Origin of the sequence: Treponema peruense (genome assembly GCF_016117655.1) — a bacterium.
Lineage (GTDB): Bacteria > Spirochaetota > Spirochaetia > Treponematales > Treponemataceae > Treponema_D > Treponema_D peruense.
On record NZ_CP064936.1, the window covers coordinates 2,177,463 to 2,194,709 of the forward strand.

At 40.1% G+C, this 17,247-nt stretch carries 15 protein-coding genes and 1 tRNA gene; 6 read left to right on the forward strand and 10 right to left on the reverse strand.

Features of this window, described 5'->3' with window-relative positions; translation table 11 throughout:
• Positions 1 to 183: 183 nt before the first annotated feature.
• The 4 genes from IWA51_RS09985 to IWA51_RS10000 form a co-directional block, all read right to left on the reverse strand.
• Entirely contained in the window at positions 184 to 657 is a 474-nt protein-coding gene (locus tag IWA51_RS09985; protein WP_198442307.1) for a hypothetical protein, read from the reverse strand.
• 20 nt (positions 658 to 677) lie between these two features.
• The gene (locus tag IWA51_RS09990) at positions 678 to 935 is read right to left on the reverse strand and encodes a phospholipase D-like domain-containing protein (RefSeq protein WP_198442308.1); all 258 of its coding nucleotides are present in this window, start codon (positions 933 to 935) and stop codon (positions 678 to 680) included.
• A 113-nt stretch (positions 936 to 1,048) separates the two neighbouring features.
• Positions 1,049 to 1,816, reverse strand: coding sequence for an acyl-[acyl-carrier-protein] thioesterase (locus IWA51_RS09995; RefSeq protein WP_198442309.1), 768 nt, complete (start codon positions 1,814 to 1,816; stop codon positions 1,049 to 1,051).
• Between the two features lie 50 nt (positions 1,817 to 1,866).
• The gene (locus tag IWA51_RS10000) at positions 1,867 to 3,234 is read right to left on the reverse strand and encodes an MATE family efflux transporter (protein ID WP_230402648.1); all 1,368 of its coding nucleotides are present in this window, start codon (positions 3,232 to 3,234) and stop codon (positions 1,867 to 1,869) included.
• Positions 3,235 to 3,429: 195 nt separating this feature from the next.
• Between IWA51_RS10000 and IWA51_RS10005 the strand changes: the two genes are divergently transcribed.
• A complete protein-coding gene (locus IWA51_RS10005) occupies positions 3,430 to 4,107 on the forward strand; it encodes a YczE/YyaS/YitT family protein (RefSeq protein ID WP_198442310.1) in 678 nt (225 codons plus the stop codon).
• Between the two features lie 142 nt (positions 4,108 to 4,249).
• On the opposite strand, the gene IWA51_RS12705 is transcribed toward IWA51_RS10005, so the two are convergent.
• The 4 genes from IWA51_RS12705 to IWA51_RS10025 all read right to left on the reverse strand — a co-directional run bounded on the left by IWA51_RS12705 (position 4,250) and on the right by IWA51_RS10025 (position 9,677).
• Positions 4,250 to 5,992: an ammonium transporter gene (locus IWA51_RS12705; RefSeq protein WP_198442311.1), complete on the reverse strand. Its 1,743-nt coding sequence runs from the start codon at positions 5,990 to 5,992 to the stop codon at positions 4,250 to 4,252.
• A gap of 166 nt (positions 5,993 to 6,158) precedes the next feature.
• On the reverse strand, positions 6,159 to 8,249 hold the full coding sequence (locus IWA51_RS10015; protein ID WP_198442312.1) for a glutamine synthetase III family protein: 2,091 nt from the start codon (positions 8,247 to 8,249) through the stop codon (positions 6,159 to 6,161).
• Positions 8,250 to 8,416: 167 nt separating this feature from the next.
• Positions 8,417 to 8,490 (reverse strand) — tRNA-Pro (locus IWA51_RS10020).
• On the reverse strand, positions 8,484 to 9,677 hold the full coding sequence (locus IWA51_RS10025) for an MFS transporter (protein ID WP_230402649.1): 1,194 nt from the start codon (positions 9,675 to 9,677) through the stop codon (positions 8,484 to 8,486). Before IWA51_RS10025 ends, IWA51_RS10020 begins: the two co-directional genes overlap by 7 nt.
• Positions 9,678 to 9,789: 112 nt before the next feature.
• On the opposite strand from IWA51_RS10025, the gene IWA51_RS10030 reads away from it, so the two are divergent.
• A complete protein-coding gene (locus IWA51_RS10030) occupies positions 9,790 to 10,221 on the forward strand; it encodes a hypothetical protein (protein WP_198442313.1) in 432 nt (143 codons plus the stop codon).
• 51 nt (positions 10,222 to 10,272) lie between these two features.
• Here IWA51_RS10030 and IWA51_RS10035 read toward each other — a convergent pair whose 3' ends face one another.
• Positions 10,273 to 12,369 (reverse strand): methyl-accepting chemotaxis protein, encoded by a 2,097-nt coding sequence (locus tag IWA51_RS10035; RefSeq protein WP_198442314.1) that lies wholly within the window; start codon positions 12,367 to 12,369, stop codon positions 10,273 to 10,275.
• Between the two features lie 265 nt (positions 12,370 to 12,634).
• Here IWA51_RS10035 and IWA51_RS10040 point away from each other — a divergent pair, with 265 nt between their 5' ends.
• Genes IWA51_RS10040 through IWA51_RS10055 form a run of 4 tightly spaced genes read left to right on the forward strand, consistent with a single transcriptional unit; the run spans position 12,635 to position 16,578 of the window.
• Positions 12,635 to 13,480, forward strand: a complete 846-nt coding sequence (locus IWA51_RS10040; protein WP_198442315.1) for a phosphoribosylaminoimidazolesuccinocarboxamide synthase — start codon at positions 12,635 to 12,637, stop codon at positions 13,478 to 13,480.
• A 31-nt stretch (positions 13,481 to 13,511) separates the two neighbouring features.
• The gene (locus IWA51_RS10045) at positions 13,512 to 14,303 is read left to right on the forward strand and encodes an META domain-containing protein (protein ID WP_198442316.1); all 792 of its coding nucleotides are present in this window, start codon (positions 13,512 to 13,514) and stop codon (positions 14,301 to 14,303) included.
• A gap of 5 nt (positions 14,304 to 14,308) precedes the next feature.
• The gene (locus IWA51_RS10050) at positions 14,309 to 15,790 is read left to right on the forward strand and encodes a hypothetical protein (protein ID WP_198442317.1); all 1,482 of its coding nucleotides are present in this window, start codon (positions 14,309 to 14,311) and stop codon (positions 15,788 to 15,790) included.
• Complete coding sequence (locus IWA51_RS10055) at positions 15,787 to 16,578, forward strand: pseudouridine synthase (RefSeq protein WP_198442318.1); 792 nt, start codon at positions 15,787 to 15,789, stop codon at positions 16,576 to 16,578. Before IWA51_RS10050 ends, IWA51_RS10055 begins: the two co-directional genes overlap by 4 nt.
• On the opposite strand, the gene IWA51_RS10060 is transcribed toward IWA51_RS10055, so the two are convergent.
• Positions 16,565 to 17,164 (reverse strand): flavin reductase, encoded by a 600-nt coding sequence (locus IWA51_RS10060; protein WP_177528237.1) that lies wholly within the window; start codon positions 17,162 to 17,164, stop codon positions 16,565 to 16,567. The two genes, IWA51_RS10055 and IWA51_RS10060, sit on opposite strands and share 14 nt — an antisense overlap.
• Positions 17,165 to 17,247: the final 83 nt, after the last annotated feature.

A 17,247-nucleotide genomic window follows, 5' to 3' on the forward strand; every position in this document is an offset into this window, starting at 1 on the left:
GCTCCTGTATTATAACCCAAAAACCCAATTATGATTACATTATAGCACCGCGTGGTGACAAGAAATGTCACTTTATTTTACATTTTCCGCAAAGACGGGTGATACTTGTCCTCCCCTTTCGCCACTACTACGGTACCCGATGCCCGATCTTCCAAACCAGGCAGGCGACAGCCAAAATGTTTTTTAGGAGCGTTCCATGCGCCGTACCTCCTTGTCCAAAATCAACCAGCGTGAAATTGGGCAAGGCAGGGGGGTGAACGGGATACCACCCTCCAAATGGGAAAGGTGATTGCCGTTTTCGTCGAGTTCTGCAACTTCAAGATAACGGTTTACAACTTCTTCGGTGAGCTTTGGCGCGTTTGCAAGAATCCCGGAATTTTTGATTGTCTGCTCGTAAGAAAAGGCCGGGATTTTTATGGTTACAGTTTGGATATCCGTATTTTTGATTTTGACAACAACTTTATACTTCTCATCATCCTGCTTTACAACAAATGCAGAAAGTTCAAGATGACAAATATCTTTAATAATGTTTTCAAGCCTGTCTTGTTCAGCTTTTACAGAATCTTTTTCTACAACTTCAATATCACTTATATCAATCTGCTGGAAAGGATTTTTTTCAGGGTCAGAACCGAAAAGACCATATTTGAATTTTTGCAATTATATTTGTAAGCATTGACTCAGACTAAAGCTTCTACATTCTTGAAAAACCCATTATGTGTAGCATTTGCTGAGCCAAAATATAAGAGAGAATCTTTTTTATAATCCATGAGATACATTTTTGCATGTATATCCTGATTCTGCTTTATTTCTTCTGAATTGGAATCTTCCGAAATAATTCCTTCACCTTCAAAAATGCTGTCCTTTACCGTATATACATCAAAGTTGCTGAGATTTTCATTCCCGATAGTTTTTAATGAGAAATCTCTTGCTATCAAAGTTCGTGTGTGCTTATGAGTATTTCTGCTTTGTCTGTTAAACAACTTCATTATTTCATTCGAAACGAAAGGAGATATAACAACCAAATCATCGAAATTCTTATATTCATTTTTTATTTCAAAAAAATTTCGCTTTCGAAAGAAGTTGCAGAATCGGTTTTTCCGACAAGAAGAATTTTCTTTGATGCTTCGTCGTAAGAAGAATAAATATTCAGCTTTTCACCGAGCATGGCTTCTTTTGAATAATTAATCCTGAAATCAGAAATCTGAGTCTTGTCCAGAATGTCTCCAAGCGCGTCAGAAATAAAAGCCCCGTATCTTGAATTGTTTGTATGACCGTTTGCGTCTATGTCAGAACGGCGGATTGTGCGCTCGTCAATCTGTTCAATGTTTTCGGGAACAATTATTTTTGACACGGGAAGGCAGTCATGTTCTCCTGTAAATTCTGTCGGATTCCTCATGGTAAACTTTTTTGTAGGAAGAATTCTTCTTGTGGAAAGATCAACTACAAGCCATGAACTGGAGCCGCTTACAAGGGAAGTTCCGTTTTCGTCCAGAATTTCATATGCCCTCATAAGTTGAAGCGGTTCCGGTCTTTCTTCACGGGTAATAATTTCTATTCTGTCATTTTCTCGGGGCATTGAATGTATTCTGAATGAACATCTCGAAACCAGAATTGCGTATCCGTTCTGCAAAAGAACTTCGCGCGACATTCCCTGCTGCCTGTAGTCTTCGACCGCAATGTCTGAAGTAATGCGCAGAAGTTCGTTAAGACTGAGCTGCTTGTTTTTATCGCACTGGCTGAAGTATACATTTGTTCTGGCATGAAAGGATCCGGTTTCTTTATCATGCCACTGTTTATAGTTTAAATTATTTTCCATAATAGTAGATTATAGATTTAGCGCCAAAAAGTCTACACTTAAGAGGGTTTTCATTTTTTCTGGGTCTGAACGCAAACCAGTTTTTTTCTTATAATGATATAAGCGGCAATAAGCATAATTCCGGTAACAAGCCATGAGAACGGGTATACTGCCATAAGAACCCTGAAGTCAGGAAAAATTTTGAATACCGTAAGCAACCATACAATTCTCAAAAGACACGAACCTATCATCGTAAGCACAGCCGGTAGCATTGAATAACCCATTCCGCGCAGGGCAGAAGCACTTATTTCATACGAACACGGAATTGCACCGAACGATTCTATGAAAACAAGCCTCATTGCACCGTAAACAAGAACTCTTTCGTCTGATGTATAAAAACGCAAAAAAATATTTCTTCCCAGAACAAAAGATGAACTCATAATTCCTGTCATGACAAAAGACGAAATCATGCAGAGTCTGTACACTTTTGAACAGCGGTCCATTTTTCCTGCACCAAAATTCTGGCTTATAAATGTAACCGCCGCCTGATTAAATGAATTGATTACAAAGTAAGAGAAAAATTCAAAATTCTGTGCAGCTGCTGAACCGGCCATGGCATCAGGCCCGAAACTGTTTATCGCTGACTGAATGCAGACGTTTGAAAAAGAAAAAATCATTCCCTGGATTCCGGCAGGAACACCTATTTTTATTACGCGCAAAAGTATAGGAACATTAAATGACAGTTTTGAAGGATAAAGCCTTAATGAACTGCGCTCACCCAGAAGAAAACAGGCTATCATAGACGCACTTACAGCATTTGCAATAAGGGTTGCAATTCCAACTCCTGCAACACCCATTCCAAGTACAATTACAAAAAACAGATTGAGAAGTACATTGACAACACCGGATACAATCAGGCACAAAAGTGGTCTGTTTGTATCACCCCTGCTTCTAAGAACAGCCGCGCCAAAATTGTAGAACATAAAAAACGGCATTCCCATAAAATAAATTCTCAGATAAACCGAAGCAAGACCTATGACATTTTCAGGAGTTTTAATCAGTTCAAGGAGAGGGGCCGTCAAAAACCATCCTATAAAAATAAGTGCTATTCCGGTTACAACAGAAAGCAGCATTACCGTATGCACCGCGCGTGAAACCTGTTCTTCCTTTTTTTGTCCCAGGAACATTCCTATTACAACGTTTGCACCTACAGACATTCCGACAAAGATATTGATAAGAAGATTTATTATCGGAGTATTGCTTCCAACTGCGGCAAGGGCTTCACTTCCGGCAAAATGTCCTACAACAGCAACATCTGCAGAATTGAAAAACTGCTGTAAAACGCTGCTGGCTGCAAGAGGAAGTGCAAAAAGCAATATTTTTTTTAACAAAGGTCCGTTGAGCATGTCAACGCCAGAATTTTCAGTTTTGGTATTCACGATGAGTGCATTCTATCGTTTATTTTAACTTTAGTGTATATGAAAAAGCCGCGTTGTTTGTAAAAAACGGACGTATTTTCATGTGTGCTTTCGCGCTCGAATTGAACTCAATCGCAAGTTGAAACTGAATTTTTATAGAATTTCTGTTTAATTCTCAAATTGAATTTACGATTTTTTTCTTATATAATTTTTTCTATGAAACTGAATTTCAACAATTTTTTTGTTCCTCACTTCAAGAAAAAGCTTGCAATAATGCTTTCTGCAATTATTCTTATGGGAATTTTCCTTTCATTTCTTATTGAAATTGGATGGGGGTCTGATCCGTTCAGCTACATGAATCTGAACATAGCCTCACTTCTAGGCTGGACGCTGGGAAACTGGCAACTTCTTCTTAACGCAATTCTTCTGGTTATAACGGCGGTTTTTGCATGGAATCTGATAGGGTTCGGAACTATAGCAAACATGGTTCTGATAGGATACACGGCAGATTTCTGCTGCTTTATATGGAATAAAACAAGTCTTCACGAATTTATACAGTCATCAGGAACAGCAGTTCACGTACTTGTTTTTATTCCGGCAATTGCAGGATTTGTTGTAGTTGCTTCCATTTACATGAATGCTCAGATGGGGCTTTCTCCCTTTGACGCAGTTGCAAAAATTCTGAGTCTTAAAATAAAAAAAGTTCCGTTTTTTGCCGTAAGAATGTGCTATGATCTGACCACAGTTGCAATAGGTTTTGCAGCAGCCATGATTTCAGGTACAGGTTTCCAACCTGCTCTCATCGGTTCAATAGTTATGTCACTTTCCCTGGGCCCGGCAATAACTGCAGTCGGAAAATTTATGAATGCCCATATTCTGAATTTCGAAGACTGATTTTTTCTGTCTTTATTCAAAAACTTTTAAAATGCGATGTTCTAAATCGCGATATTATAGCGACTTAGAACTCAACGGCAATCTCAAAAAAAACAGTTTACTGGATTTTTTGAGATGCCTTTTTTACCTTCTATTCAGATAATTATGCTTCATCCTCATTCTGAAGAGCATCGTATCCCGACTCGCCTGTGCGAACCTTAACTACATTTTCTACCGGGTAAACGAAGATCTTTCCGTCACCGATGTGTCCTGTGTAGAGAGCTTTCTTTGCAGTCTCTACAACTTTTTCTACAGGAACCTTGGCAACAACGATTTCAATTTTTACCTTCGGAAGAAGTGTCATTTCAATAGGAACTCCGCGGTAGTACTCGCTGGCACCCTTCTGCATTCCGCATCCCATTACGTTTACAACAGTCATACCTGTTACACCGATAGAGTTCATTGCAACCTTAAGCTGGTCGAACTTGCTCTGTCTTGTAACAATAACAACCTTGTGTGCAGAAATATTTGTCTTTGAAGGAACAGTATCGGGTGCAACAAGAACAGGAACTGTATCTTTACTGCCGGCAAGGTCAAATCCTGCTTCGTGTGCTTCTGCAACTTCTTCTGCTGAATATCCAAGACCAAATCCTGCATATCCTGAATCGATACCGTGCTCAAGCTTGTCAAGACCGATGATTTCTTCCTTGGCTGTAACACGAAGTCCAACAATGGCCTTGATTACAAGGAATGTAATTGTAATTGTAACTACTGTCCATGCGGCAACACTTGCAAATCCAAGAAGCTGGATTCCAAGAAGTTCAAATCCGCCGCCGTAGAAAAGTCCCTTAAGCTGTACACCCTGAGCATTTGCAATTGCATATCCGGGAGCTGTCGGTGTGGCAAAAAGACCTACTGCAATTGTTCCCCAGATACCGTTAAAACAGTGAACTGCAACTGCACCAACCGGGTCATCAATGTGAAGTACGTAGTCAAGGAACCATACACCGAATACTACAAGAAGACCGGCAACAGTACCAATTATAATTGCACCAAAACAATCTGTTACATCACAGGGGGCTGTAATTGCTACAAGACCTGCAAGTGAAGCGTTAAGACACATTGTTACATCAGGCTTACCGTACTTGATCCATGTAAAAATCATACATACAACAGTTGCTACAGCAGGAGATACAGTTGTTGTAAGGAAGATTGAACCGAGCTGTTCTACAGAAGTTGCAGCAGCACCGTTGAATCCGTACCAACCCAACCAAAGGATAAATACACCGAGTGCTCCGATAGGAAGGTTGTGTCCAGGGAAGGCATGAACTTTTGTTACTTTGCCCTTTTCGTCATAGTCAAATTTTCCGATACGCGGTCCAAGAAGCTTGGCACCAATAAGAGCAGAAATACCACCGACCATGTGAATTGCGCACGAACCTGCAAAGTCGTGGAATCCAATCTGTGAAAGCCATCCGCCACCCCAGATCCAGTGTGCTTCAATCGGATAAATCAAAGCAGAAATAACTGCTGAATAAATACAGTATGAAAGGAACTTTGTGCGTTCTGCCATAGCTCCGGAAACAATTGTTGCTGTAGTTGCACAGAACACAAGGTTGAATACAAAGCTAGAGAAGTTGAAATTCTCATATGCAGTAAAAATATCGAAACCGGGTTTTCCGATAAATCCAACCAGATCTTCTCCGAGAAGCAGACCAAAACCAATAAGAATGAACATTACTGTACCAATACAGAAGTCCATCAGGTTCTTCATAAGAATGTTACCGGTGTTCTTGGCACGGGTAAATCCCGTTTCTACCATTGCAAAACCGGCCTGCATCCAGAAGACCAACGCTGCGCCTATCAAAAACCAGACGCCAAAAACCAGACTACTAGCTTCTTCCATAATTTACTCCTTTCTGGGTATAAAAAAAACGTGCATAGAATTCCGCCTCTGACCAGAAGAAGAAAACTATGCACGTCTTTGTGCAAAAATAAAAATGTCCCTAAAACTCTCTCTCTTAACCCGCTGCAGAATCATCATTGATCAGCAGCAGGCTTTATTTTTTAACTTAGATGCGGAACAAAAGGTCCTCGTATGACGGGAACGGTTTGTAGTCCTCTCCGATAAGAGGCTCAATCTCATCTGCAACAGCACGTGTTTCTGCCATAGCCGGAATAACCGAAGAAACATATTCTTTGGCAACAGCCATGCAGTCTCCAGCCTGTTTTGCAGAAATATGTTTTTTGGAAAGGTCTTCGGCCTTAACAGCAAGCTCATCAACAAGAGCAGAAAGCTTTGTAAGAAGAGCACTCTCAGAAGCACACTTTGCCGAAGGAACAACAGACTTAAGATCAATTACAGTCTTGCTTACAGCGTTCATGTACTTGAATGCGGCAGGCATAATGTCCTTGTTAATCATCTCGAGCATTGTCTCTACTTCGATGTTAAGAATCTGTGTGTACTTTTCAAGCTTAATCTCAAAGTGGCTCTTCATTTCTACATCGGTATAAACGCCCATCTCTGTAAAGAGTTTGATGTTCTTTGCATCAAGGTAGCGTTCCATTGCTTCAGGAAGAGTACGCAGGTTAAGAAGTCCGCGCTTTTCTGCCTCTGCAATCCAGCTTGAATCGTATCCGTTTCCGTTGAATACAATCTTCCAGTGTTCTGTAATTTCGCGCTTGATAAGAGCGTTAAGGGCACTGTCAAAGTCCTTTGCACTTTCGAGTTCATCAGCAAACTGCTTGAGTGTATAAGCAACAATTGCATCAAGAGTTGTGTTTGGACCTGAGATAGAAAGTGAAGAACCGCATGAACGGAACTCAAACTTATTTCCTGTAAACGCAAACGGTGATGTTCTGTTGCGGTCTGTAGAATCCTTTGGAATCGGAGGAAGTACATCAGCACCGATAGACATCTTCTGCTGTGACTTGTCGTCATAAGGAGTTCCGTCTTTGATTGACTTGAGAACAGCTTCGAGTTCATCTCCAAGATACATAGAGATAATAGCTGGCGGTGCCTCGTTTGCTCCAAGACGGTGATCATTTCCTGCAGAAGCTACAGAAATGCGCAAAAGATCCTGATTTTCATCAACTGCCTTTATTACAGCTGTAAGGAAAAGAAGGAACTGTGCATTCTTGCGCGGTGTATCACCGGGTTCAAGAAGGTTTTCACCTTCGTTTGTAGACATTGACCAGTTGTTATGCTTTCCGCTTCCGTTAAGACCGGCGAAAGGCTTTTCATGAAGAAGACATACAAGTCCGTGTCTGCGGGCTACCTTTTTCATTACTTCCATTGTAAGCTGGTTCTGGTCAGCAGAAAGGTTTGTTGTAGAGAAAATAGGTGCCATCTCGTGCTGTGCAGGAGCGACTTCGTTATGTTCTGTCTTTGAAAGAATTCCATACTTCCAGAGAGTGTTGTTAAGGTCTTCCATGTATGCAACAATTCTTGGCTTGAGTGCTGCAAAGTACTGGTCGTCCATTTCTTGACCCTTTGACGGTTTTGCACCAAAAAGCGTGCGGCCTGTCATGCGAAGGTCTTTGCGCTGGTTGTAGAGTTTTTCATCAACAATGAAATATTCCTGCTCAGGTCCAACTGTTGTAGAAACATGTGTTGTTGATGTATTGCCAAACAGTTTAAGGATGCGTAGAGCCTGCTTGTTGAGTGCTTCCATTGAGCGCAGGAGTGGAGTCTTTTTATCCAAAGCTTCACCTGTGTATGAACAGAAAGCTGTAGGAATACAAAGAGTATGCTCCTTTACGAAAGGATATGCTGTAGGATCCCAGACAGTGTATCCTCGTGCTTCAAATGTGGCGCGGCGTCCTCCTGACGGGAATGAAGATGCATCAGGTTCTCCCTTTACAAGTTCTTTTCCGCTGAAAGACATTATGACAGTACCGTCACTCTGCGGAGTAATAAAACTGTCGTGCTTTTCAGCAGTAATTCCTGTAAGAGGCTGGAACCAGTGTGTAAAATGTGTAGCTCCCTTCTCTATTGCCCATTCTTTCATGGCATGTGCAACCTGATTGGCTACATCAAGATTGAGCGGTTCGCCATCATCAAGTGTTTTTTTAAGGGCCTTAAAAGTTTCTTTAGGCAATCTTTCCTTCATAACTTTCTGGTTAAAAACCATACTGCCAAAAAGTTCCGGTACGTTGGGCATAAATCCTCCTGCTGGAATATTATTCCATAAATAAAAAAGGCGATGCGAACAACTGCATATTATTGCCTTGTTCGCATCGCCTTTGATGCTTATGACTTCATCTTAATGAATCATAAAAAAAACGTCAATACCTTTTGGAATATTCTTTTCAATATCCAAAAAATTATTCGGGTGAGCGGAACTCGAATCCGCGACCACTTGCCCCCCAGACAAGTAAGCTAACCAACTGCTCTATCACCCGTTTTTTTTAGTGCCATTAATAATGACAATACCTAATAATATCATAAAAGGGAAAAGAATTGCAAGACCTATTCCGAAAGAAAGTTTGCCGCCCATAAGACCTGCCGCAAGCCCTACAAGAGTTGGTCCCGAAGAACAGCCGGTGTCGCCTGCAAGAGCCAGAAGCGCATACATTGCCGTTCCGCCGCCGGGTATTCTTTTTGCAGCAATGCTGAATGTTCCCGGCCAGAAGATTCCGACAGCAAACCCTGTAAGAGCACACGCAACAAGAGCTGTAGCAGGAACAGCCGACAGCGCAATAACAAGATAGCAGACTATGCACATAACAGAACAAAGAAGCATCGTTTTTTCAAGAGGCAACCTGGTACCGTACTTTCCGTAAATAAAACGCGACACTCCCATAAAAAAAGCAAAAGCACACGGACCTGCAAGATCGCCCAGCAGCTTTGAAACGCCAAGAGCTGACTCTGCAAAAGCCGAAGCCCACTGCGAAACGGCCTGTTCCGAAGCTCCTGCGCAAATCATTATAACCGCAATAAGATAAAAATATTTGTCAGACAAAAGTTTTTTTAACGGAACCTTTTCTGTTCCTTCTGAAACAACAGGATAAATCGGAACCAGAAGAAACAAAACTGCATTCGCGGCCGGCATCAAAGACCAGATAACAGCCATCAAAGGCCAGTTTTGGATTCCGGCTGATTTGAAAAATAAAGCTGAGGCCAAAACTACAAAGACATGTCCCCAGCAGTAAAAAGAATGCAGCATGCTCATTACCGTTGCTTTATTTTCAGTAGGACAGGATTCAACAATGGGACTTACAAGAACTTCAAGAATTCCGCCGCCGACTGCATATAAAATTACAGAAACAATTATTCCCGTGTAGCCGCCAAGAATTTGCGGTAAAAAAGAAAGGCCTGAAAGTCCGGCAAAACAAAACAGATTTGCCAGGACCATGCTTAATCTGTAACCGATTTTATCTATAAATTTAACAGACAATAAATCTACCAGAAGCTGAACCGAAAAATTTATAGTTGTAATAAAAGTAATTTCAGAAAGGGAAAGACTAAAGTCAGAAGCAAGTGTAAGGAATAAAAGCGGAACAAAATTGTTTACGACAGCCTGTGTTACATATCCAAGATAGCAGGCTCTGATTGTATACTTATAATTTTTGCGGATATTACTGAGCATAGGTTGAATTGTATCATTGTTCGGAATAAAAGTCATACAAAACAAAAAAATTATGTGTTATTTCAGAATTTAGTGATATAATAGTTATAAATTCAATTTTCAGGAGTATTGTATGGCAAAAAAGAAGGTAAATATCATGGACTATCTTTTCTTAATCGGAATGCTTGTCACTGCAGTGGGTTTCTTTCTTCCGCTTACATCACATTTCGGTGGAAACGCAAACGGTAATTCAGCATTTTCAATTATCACAGGAAGCGGCAAAGGTCTTGTAAAAGTAGGGTCAATAATCACCCTCGCAGGAGCTGTTGCAGGAATTATCCTTTCTTTCGTTAACCTGGGAAAGTCTCAGAAAATTGCAAAGCTTGTTTCACTTATCGTTTCTGTAGCAGGCGGCCTTTACATTTTCTTTAACATGTCTTCACTTGGAAAAGATATTGTAAAGTTTGCGGCAAAGATTTCGGGTTCAGGTTTTGGCGCAGGTTTCTACATTATCATCGCAGGATGGATTATTGCACTCATCGGCTGGATTACAAGCAGGCGCTAAACTGAATTATTTTGAATTACAATGGCTGCCCTTTTGGACAGCCGTTTTTTTTTATATACTGAATTCGTCTATCTGCGAACCGATTTCAGAAATAGACTCTTCCATCTGGACAGAAATTTTCTTGAGCGCATTTTCGGTTTCCCCGATTTTTCTCGCACCTGTATTCATTTCATCCATTCTTGAAATCATCTTGTCGGTAACATTTCTGAGATTTTCCATCTGTGAAAGAACTGTCCTGTTGCTTTCTGAAAGTTCCTCAGAAGAACGTCGCACGTATACTGTAGTATCGTTCATTGACTGCAGCGCGGAATTTATCTGGCGTGAACCTTCATTCTGTTCCTGCATTGCCCCGTTAATCTGTTGGACAAGTTCGTCAGTATCACCGATGCGCTCTGTAACTTTATTGAATGCTTCTCCTGAACGTGACGATGCCACAACCATGCTGTGAATTGTTTCAAGAATCTCTTTAAGCTGCTGGCCGATTGTACGCGACTGGGCAGAAGAAGTTTCGGAAAGTTTTCTGATTTCGTCTGCAACGACAGAGAATCCGCGTCCGGCATCTCCTGCATGTGCTGCTTCTATTGCGGCATTCATTGCAAGAAGGTTTGTCTGTGATGCAATGGAAGCAATTGCCTTGTTTGCAGACTGAAGCATGATACTCTGTTTTTCTATCTGGTGTATGCGTTCGTTAACATCGTTCTGAAGATTTGTTCCTTCTGAAACACTCTGCGTAAGTTCTGTAAACGACTCTGCCATCTTGTCCATAGAATTGTTTACAGAAGCAATGTTTCCTATCATTTCTTCTACTGCAGCAGAGGCTTCTGCAACACCGGCAGCCTGAGTCTCGATCATTTTTTCAAGAGCGTCTATCTTGTTAGAAGATTCAGTTACAGAGGAAGCCGTCATTTCTACACTAGCAAACTGACTGTTCATATCTTCATGAACCCCGGCGATGTTTGCAATAATCTGCTGAATGGCGGCGGCGGTGTCGTCAATACTTTCAGTAAGCCTTGTTCCAGCAGAGCCAAGTGTATTTTTTGAATTCTTTACTTTTGAAATAATGACATGAAGTTTGTCTGTAAAACTGTTGAATCCGGCTACGACTTCACCTATTTCATCTTTTGAAGTCTGGGCAATTCTTTTTGTAAGATCAGCATTTCCGCTTGCTATTTCGGCAATGGAATTTTTGACTACGTTCAGATGCTTTATTGTCATGGTTACTACAACAATACAGAGAACAGAAGCAATCAGAATGGAAACAATAATTGTAAGAACCATTACAAATGACATATGCTGGAGCGATCTGAAATAATCAGAATAAGGTGCGGCACAAAAAACAGCCCATCTGCAGGTTGAACCCACCGGCTGGAACGCACAGGTCATTTTTCTTCCTGTCTCGGGGTCGCGGTAAACGTATACACTGCTTTCACCTTCGCAAAGACTGTTTACAATGTTCTTCATATCCCCGACAGCAGAAGTTTTTATATTCATTCCGTCTTTTATCCTGTCAAGATTTTCGTGCCCGACAACAAGGCCTGTGTCCATATTTACAATAACAGGATGCGAATTATGACCGACCAGAATTCCGCGACAGATATCTGACATGCGCGTTCCTTTTACCATGGCATAGACGGCGCCTGCGGGCTGGAGATTTTTGTCAAAAATCGGAACAGCATAATACATAACAATATCGCCGTCGGTATAAACAGGGTTTCCGATGTGTTTTTTTCCGCGCATAACATCCCTGTACATTTGTGTAGAAGAAACACTCATGCGGTTTCCTTTGGAACCGTAAGTCCACCCTTCTTCATCAAACATGGAAACGGTAATATAATTTTTATCAATATTTGTTGCTGTCGACGACATGAATTCAATTCGTTCTTTTATGGGAACAGAAGTATCCCTCATGTATTCAAGCGTGGCAAGTGTTGTAAGCATACGAATTTCGCGTGCATTTATTTCATCAATCTGGATTGCGATTCTTGAAGCAACTGTCGTCAAAACAGAATCTACAGATTCGTTCAAAGAAGTTTCGGCAACATTTCTGGTTACGATTCCCAAAGCAAGGTTTGAAACAACAACAATTGCCAGAATTGTTGCAAGAAGTTTTGTCTTTATGCTTTTAAAGGCAATTTTTTTAAGTACCATACAACGTCCTTTTAAAAAATGAAATTAAATCTGCACAACTACTATGCTAGCATGGAGTTTTTGAAAGGTCAAATTTTAAGGCATTATTATACAAACCGCGAACATATGCCGTTTATTATCAATTTTCTTCTATATAAACAGTATTTTGACTGCATTCAGGCGGTTTTATTCACCGGGACATTCAAAATCCAGTAGTGTTGAAAATAATGCGCCAAAACTGTATATTTTAAATTAACTTACAACAACTAGACTGATTGGAGACATCATGAAAAAAATCATAAGCGGAAAAGTCCGCGAAGTTTACGATTTGGAAGACGGACGCATGGTAATTGTTACTACAGACAGAATTTCGGCATTTGACGTTATTCTTCCTACAATGATTACCGGCAAGGGAAAGGTTCTTAACGCGCTGTCAAATTTCTGGTTTGACTACACAAAAGACATTGTAAAAAACCACATGATTTCATCTGACCTTAAGGACATGCCGACTGAATTCCAGAAGCCCGAATATGAAGGCCGCACAATTCTCGTAAAAAAACTCAAGATGATTCCTTACGAAGTAATCGTCCGCGGCTACATGTTCGGAAGCATGTACGATGCTTATAAAAAAGGTGAAAACTTTTTGGGCCATAAGTTTGACAAAGAATACCAGCAGGCAGAAAAACTCGACGAGCCGATTGTTACTCCTTCTACAAAAGCTGCAGAAGGCCACGATATAAATGTTACAATTGAATATATGAAAAACGATCTTGGTGAAGAACTCGGATCAAAAATCGAAAAAACTGCAATTGCAATTTACAAGAAGTGTTACGAACACGCTTACAAAAATGGAATTATTATTGCCGATACAAAATTTGAATTCGGTCTTGATGAAAACGGAGAACTGGTTTTGGGTGATGAAGTTCTTACTCCTGACTCAAGCCGTTTCTGGAATCTGGCAGAATACAAAGTCGGAACATCACCAAAAAGTTACGACAAACAGTTTGTACGCGACTGGCTTAAGGAAAACAATCTTGCCGGTGATGCAAACATAAAAAGTATTCCTGCCGAAATTGTAGAAAAGACAGCTGCACTTTACCGCGAGTGTCAGACAAAAATCTGCGGAAAATAATTTTTTGCATAAATAACAGGGGGTACAAGTTATGAAAAAAATCGCTTCTATTCTTCTTGCAACAGCAGGATGCGCACTTATTTTTTCCTGCGCAAGTACAAAAAATGTTGCAAAAGAAACTGTACAGCCGACTGGCGACTGGGAACTGATTCACTTTGAAAAGTCTGGGGTTACAAGACAGATTGCCGTTTCTACATTAACAGTGGAAGAAGAGAAAAAAGGTGAATATTCCGTAACAGGATTTTCCGGTGTAAACGACTTTGGCGGAAAATTTACCGTAAACGGAACAGCCGTTTCACCTGCCGCAAATTTCATTTCTACAAAAATGATGGGACCCAAAGCAGCAATGGAATTCGAAAACGAATACCTTGCTTTCCTGACAAGCGCAGAATCGTGGAAAACTTTTGCAGAAGAAGGAACAGAAGTTCTTGAAATTGCCAGCAAAGATTCTACTGCACGCTTTAGAAAAATGACGCTCGAAGGAACCTCATGGAAAATAAATGCAATAAATACAGGCAACGCACTTGTTTCTGTAGAATCAGATGCAATGCTCAGTTTTACAGACAATGGTGAAGTGAACGGCAATACCGGAATCAATATAATTAATTTTCCCTACACGGTGGACAACAAAAGCCATTCAATTAAATTCGGTCAGGGACAGATTACAATGATGGCAGGAAGCCCAGAAGAAATGGAGACAGAAAAATTATTTCTGGACAATTTGGTGAAGGTTAAAAATTATTCACTGACCGGAAAAACACTCACACTCTATTCAAAGGACGGAGCTGCACTTCTTTCTTTCACAAAGCAGGATCTGCTGTAAAAAGAATGACGGGTAAAATTAATTTTGCAAAGATTTTAATTCTGCTTTTGGGAGCTTCTCTGCTCTATTCACAAAAGCAGAATATAAATTCAAAATTAACTTACCCGTCACTTGATAAAACCCTTTCAGAAACAAATTCAAATTTACAAACAAAAAATCTTTCAGACACAGAACTAATTCACTCTGCAATGGAATTTTCAGAATGCAGTCCCGAAGAAGAAAAACAGATTCTTGAAAAATACAATTCTATAAAAACTCGGGTTATGAAACTGGCAGAAACAGAAAGTTCAGAAGAAAAACTTGGTGAACAAATTCTTCTGCTCATGTATGAAAATATATTGAACCAGTACAAGCGCAACGAAACAACAATGCAGGCCGCCTTTCTGAACGGAACATACAACTGTGTTTCTGCAAGCGTAATTTTTATGGCGCTTGCAAAAGCCGCAAATCTTAACACAACAGGGCAGATTACGCCGAACCATGCTTTCTGTACACTAAAAACAGAAAATAAAACAATAGATGTAGAAACAACGAATCCATACGGTTTTAATCCCGGAACAAAAAAACAGCTGCCGTCAGCAAACAATTCTGCTAAATATGCCGTTGTTCCTGCAAGATATTACAGGGCAAGAAAAGAAGCCGGTGATAGAATGTTTGTAAGCCTGATTGCAAAAAATCTGTGCAGCACTTACAATGACAAAAATAATTTTACAAAAGCTGTTCCGCTTGCATGCAAAAGAGCAGATTTTTTAAACGGCGCTTCTGACCAGGAACAGAATGCCGCCCATGACGACCTTTATCTTCTCTGTTCAAATTATGCAGCATTGCTTTCACGCAGCGGACAGTCCCGGAATGCACTTGACTGGCTGGACACGGTGTTTGAAAAGCGCGGGTACAACGCATCACTTTTGAAAACATACAATGATATTGCATACAACACTGCTGCGGAACTTTGCAACAAAGGACAGTACAAAACAGCCGCACTTATTCTGGAAAGCAGAAAATCTTATTTAACATCAGCAAATATAAATGAAATTGAACATATGGTTATTGCAACAGAATTGAATGAAGAAACAAAACCGCTTGCGGCAGATGAAGCACTGGTTTATCTGAAAAACAAACTTTCAGAAAACACCGCACAAATTCAAAATCCTAAAATACAAAAAACAATACAATCTCTTTACGAATATTATGTTCAGATAAAAGTAAATGACGAACAGAAAAACGGCCGCTATATTAACGCCGCCCAAATTGCCCGTGAAAATCTGAAAATATTTCCGCAAAGCAGTATTATTAAAAACCTCTCTGAACAGGCGCTTAAAAATCATGCAATTTCCGTTCACAATAATTTTGCAGAAAGTGCAAACAAAAAAGATTATGAACAGGCAAGAAAAATTCTTTTGGAAGGGCTTTCCCAAAATCCCGCAAGTTCAATATTAAAAAACGATCTCCTTACCCTTGAACAGATTACAGGCTCAGCCAGATGAATGAAATAAAAGACAATGTATTTCTTGAACGGCTGGATAAAATTCTTGTCAGAAACAAAATATCTACATTCAGAAGAGTCCGCAGGCTTTTGCAGACACATTGCCTTGAAGTTAACGGACAACAGATTTTTGACACCGGTTTTATGGCAAGTCCGGAACATGATACATTCACGCTGGATAAAAAACCGCTGGATCTTTTTTGCGAGAAATACATTGTAATGAACAAACGGGCAGGAACTCTTTGCACAAAAAAAAGTGAAAGTATACCAACCGTTTATGATGATTTGAATAAAAATGAATTCAACGAAGAAGAATTTCAAAAACTGCATTCTGTCGGGCGACTTGATATGGACACCGAAGGACTTCTTATTCTTACAACAAACGGTGATTTTTCATACAGACTCACCGACCCTAAATTTCATGTCAACAAAACTTACTTTGTTGAACTCAAAAATGAATGCAATGAAGAGAAGCAAATGGAATACAAGAATAATTTTCAGAAAGGAATTTTTATTCCGCAGGAAAAGAACGAAAGTGCATTTGTTTCAAAACCGGCTTTTCTTGAATGGAAAACCAAAAACTCCTGTCTACTTACAATAAGCGAAGGCAAATTCCACCAGGTAAAACGAATGTTTTGTGCACAAAAAAATACTGTCACTTATTTGAAAAGAGTTTCAACCGGCACACTTGAACTGGACAAAAATCTTTTCCCCGGTGAATACAGAAATCTGACTGACGCAGAGCTTCTGAATCTTACCGGAGAAAATTTTAACGCTACAAGGGCTTAAAGTCCGATGCAGGATGTTTGCAGATCGGGCATATAAAATCGTCGGGAAGCGTGTCACCTTCGTAAATGTAACCGCATATTGTACAGATAAATCCTTTTTTGGGAGCCGAAGATGCTGCAGGTTTTATATTCGAATGATAGAAAGCGTATGTTGCAGAAGGATTTGAAGAAAGTATCTGTCCGTCAGTTACGTCTGCGATAAACAAAGTGTGGCTTCCCAAATCTACTGTTGAACAGACTTTTGCAGAAACATAAGCATTGCATTCATCGGTAAGATAAGTGATTCCGTTTTCTGAACGGTTATATTTTATTTCAACCATTTTGTCTGAATCACGGCCGCTTTTGAATCCGAAGTTTTTGAACGTTCCGAATTTTGCGCTTTCATCAAGAATTGAAATATTGAATTCACCTGTCTTTAAAATCATATCATGAGTGTAGTTGGACTTATTAACGGCAATTGCAATTCTGTTGGGGTTTGCAGTAACCTGCATGGCCGTATTGATAACACAGCCGTTGTCTTTAGTTCCGTCCCTTGCTGTAAGAATAAAAAGTCCGTAACTGATTTTGTTCATTACTTTTAAATCCATAATAGCCTCCGTAAAAAAAATCAAGACAGGCAGAACTCAGTTTTTATCCTGAATATTCTGTCTGTCTTTTAAAGAGTATCAAA

Coding starts and splice junctions, on each gene's coding strand:
- IWA51_RS09995 (WP_198442309.1), bottom strand. CDS start 1,816: ATGGAAAATAATTTAAACTATAAACAGTGGCATGATAAAGAAACCGGA.
- IWA51_RS10005 (WP_198442310.1), top strand. CDS start 3,430: ATGAAACTGAATTTCAACAATTTTTTTGTTCCTCACTTCAAGAAAAAG.
- IWA51_RS12705 (WP_198442311.1), bottom strand. CDS start 5,992: ATGGAAGAAGCTAGTAGTCTGGTTTTTGGCGTCTGGTTTTTGATAGGC.
- IWA51_RS10015 (WP_198442312.1), bottom strand. CDS start 8,249: ATGCCCAACGTACCGGAACTTTTTGGCAGTATGGTTTTTAACCAGAAA.
- IWA51_RS10025 (WP_230402649.1), bottom strand. CDS start 9,677: ATGCTCAGTAATATCCGCAAAAATTATAAGTATACAATCAGAGCCTGC.
- IWA51_RS10030 (WP_198442313.1), top strand. CDS start 9,790: ATGGCAAAAAAGAAGGTAAATATCATGGACTATCTTTTCTTAATCGGA.
- IWA51_RS10035 (WP_198442314.1), bottom strand. CDS start 12,369: ATGGTACTTAAAAAAATTGCCTTTAAAAGCATAAAGACAAAACTTCTT.
- IWA51_RS10040 (WP_198442315.1), top strand. CDS start 12,635: ATGAAAAAAATCATAAGCGGAAAAGTCCGCGAAGTTTACGATTTGGAA.
- IWA51_RS10045 (WP_198442316.1), top strand. CDS start 13,512: ATGAAAAAAATCGCTTCTATTCTTCTTGCAACAGCAGGATGCGCACTT.
- IWA51_RS10050 (WP_198442317.1), top strand. CDS start 14,309: ATGACGGGTAAAATTAATTTTGCAAAGATTTTAATTCTGCTTTTGGGA.
- IWA51_RS10055 (WP_198442318.1), top strand. CDS start 15,787: ATGAATGAAATAAAAGACAATGTATTTCTTGAACGGCTGGATAAAATT.
- IWA51_RS10060 (WP_177528237.1), bottom strand. CDS start 17,164: ATGGATTTAAAAGTAATGAACAAAATCAGTTACGGACTTTTTATTCTT.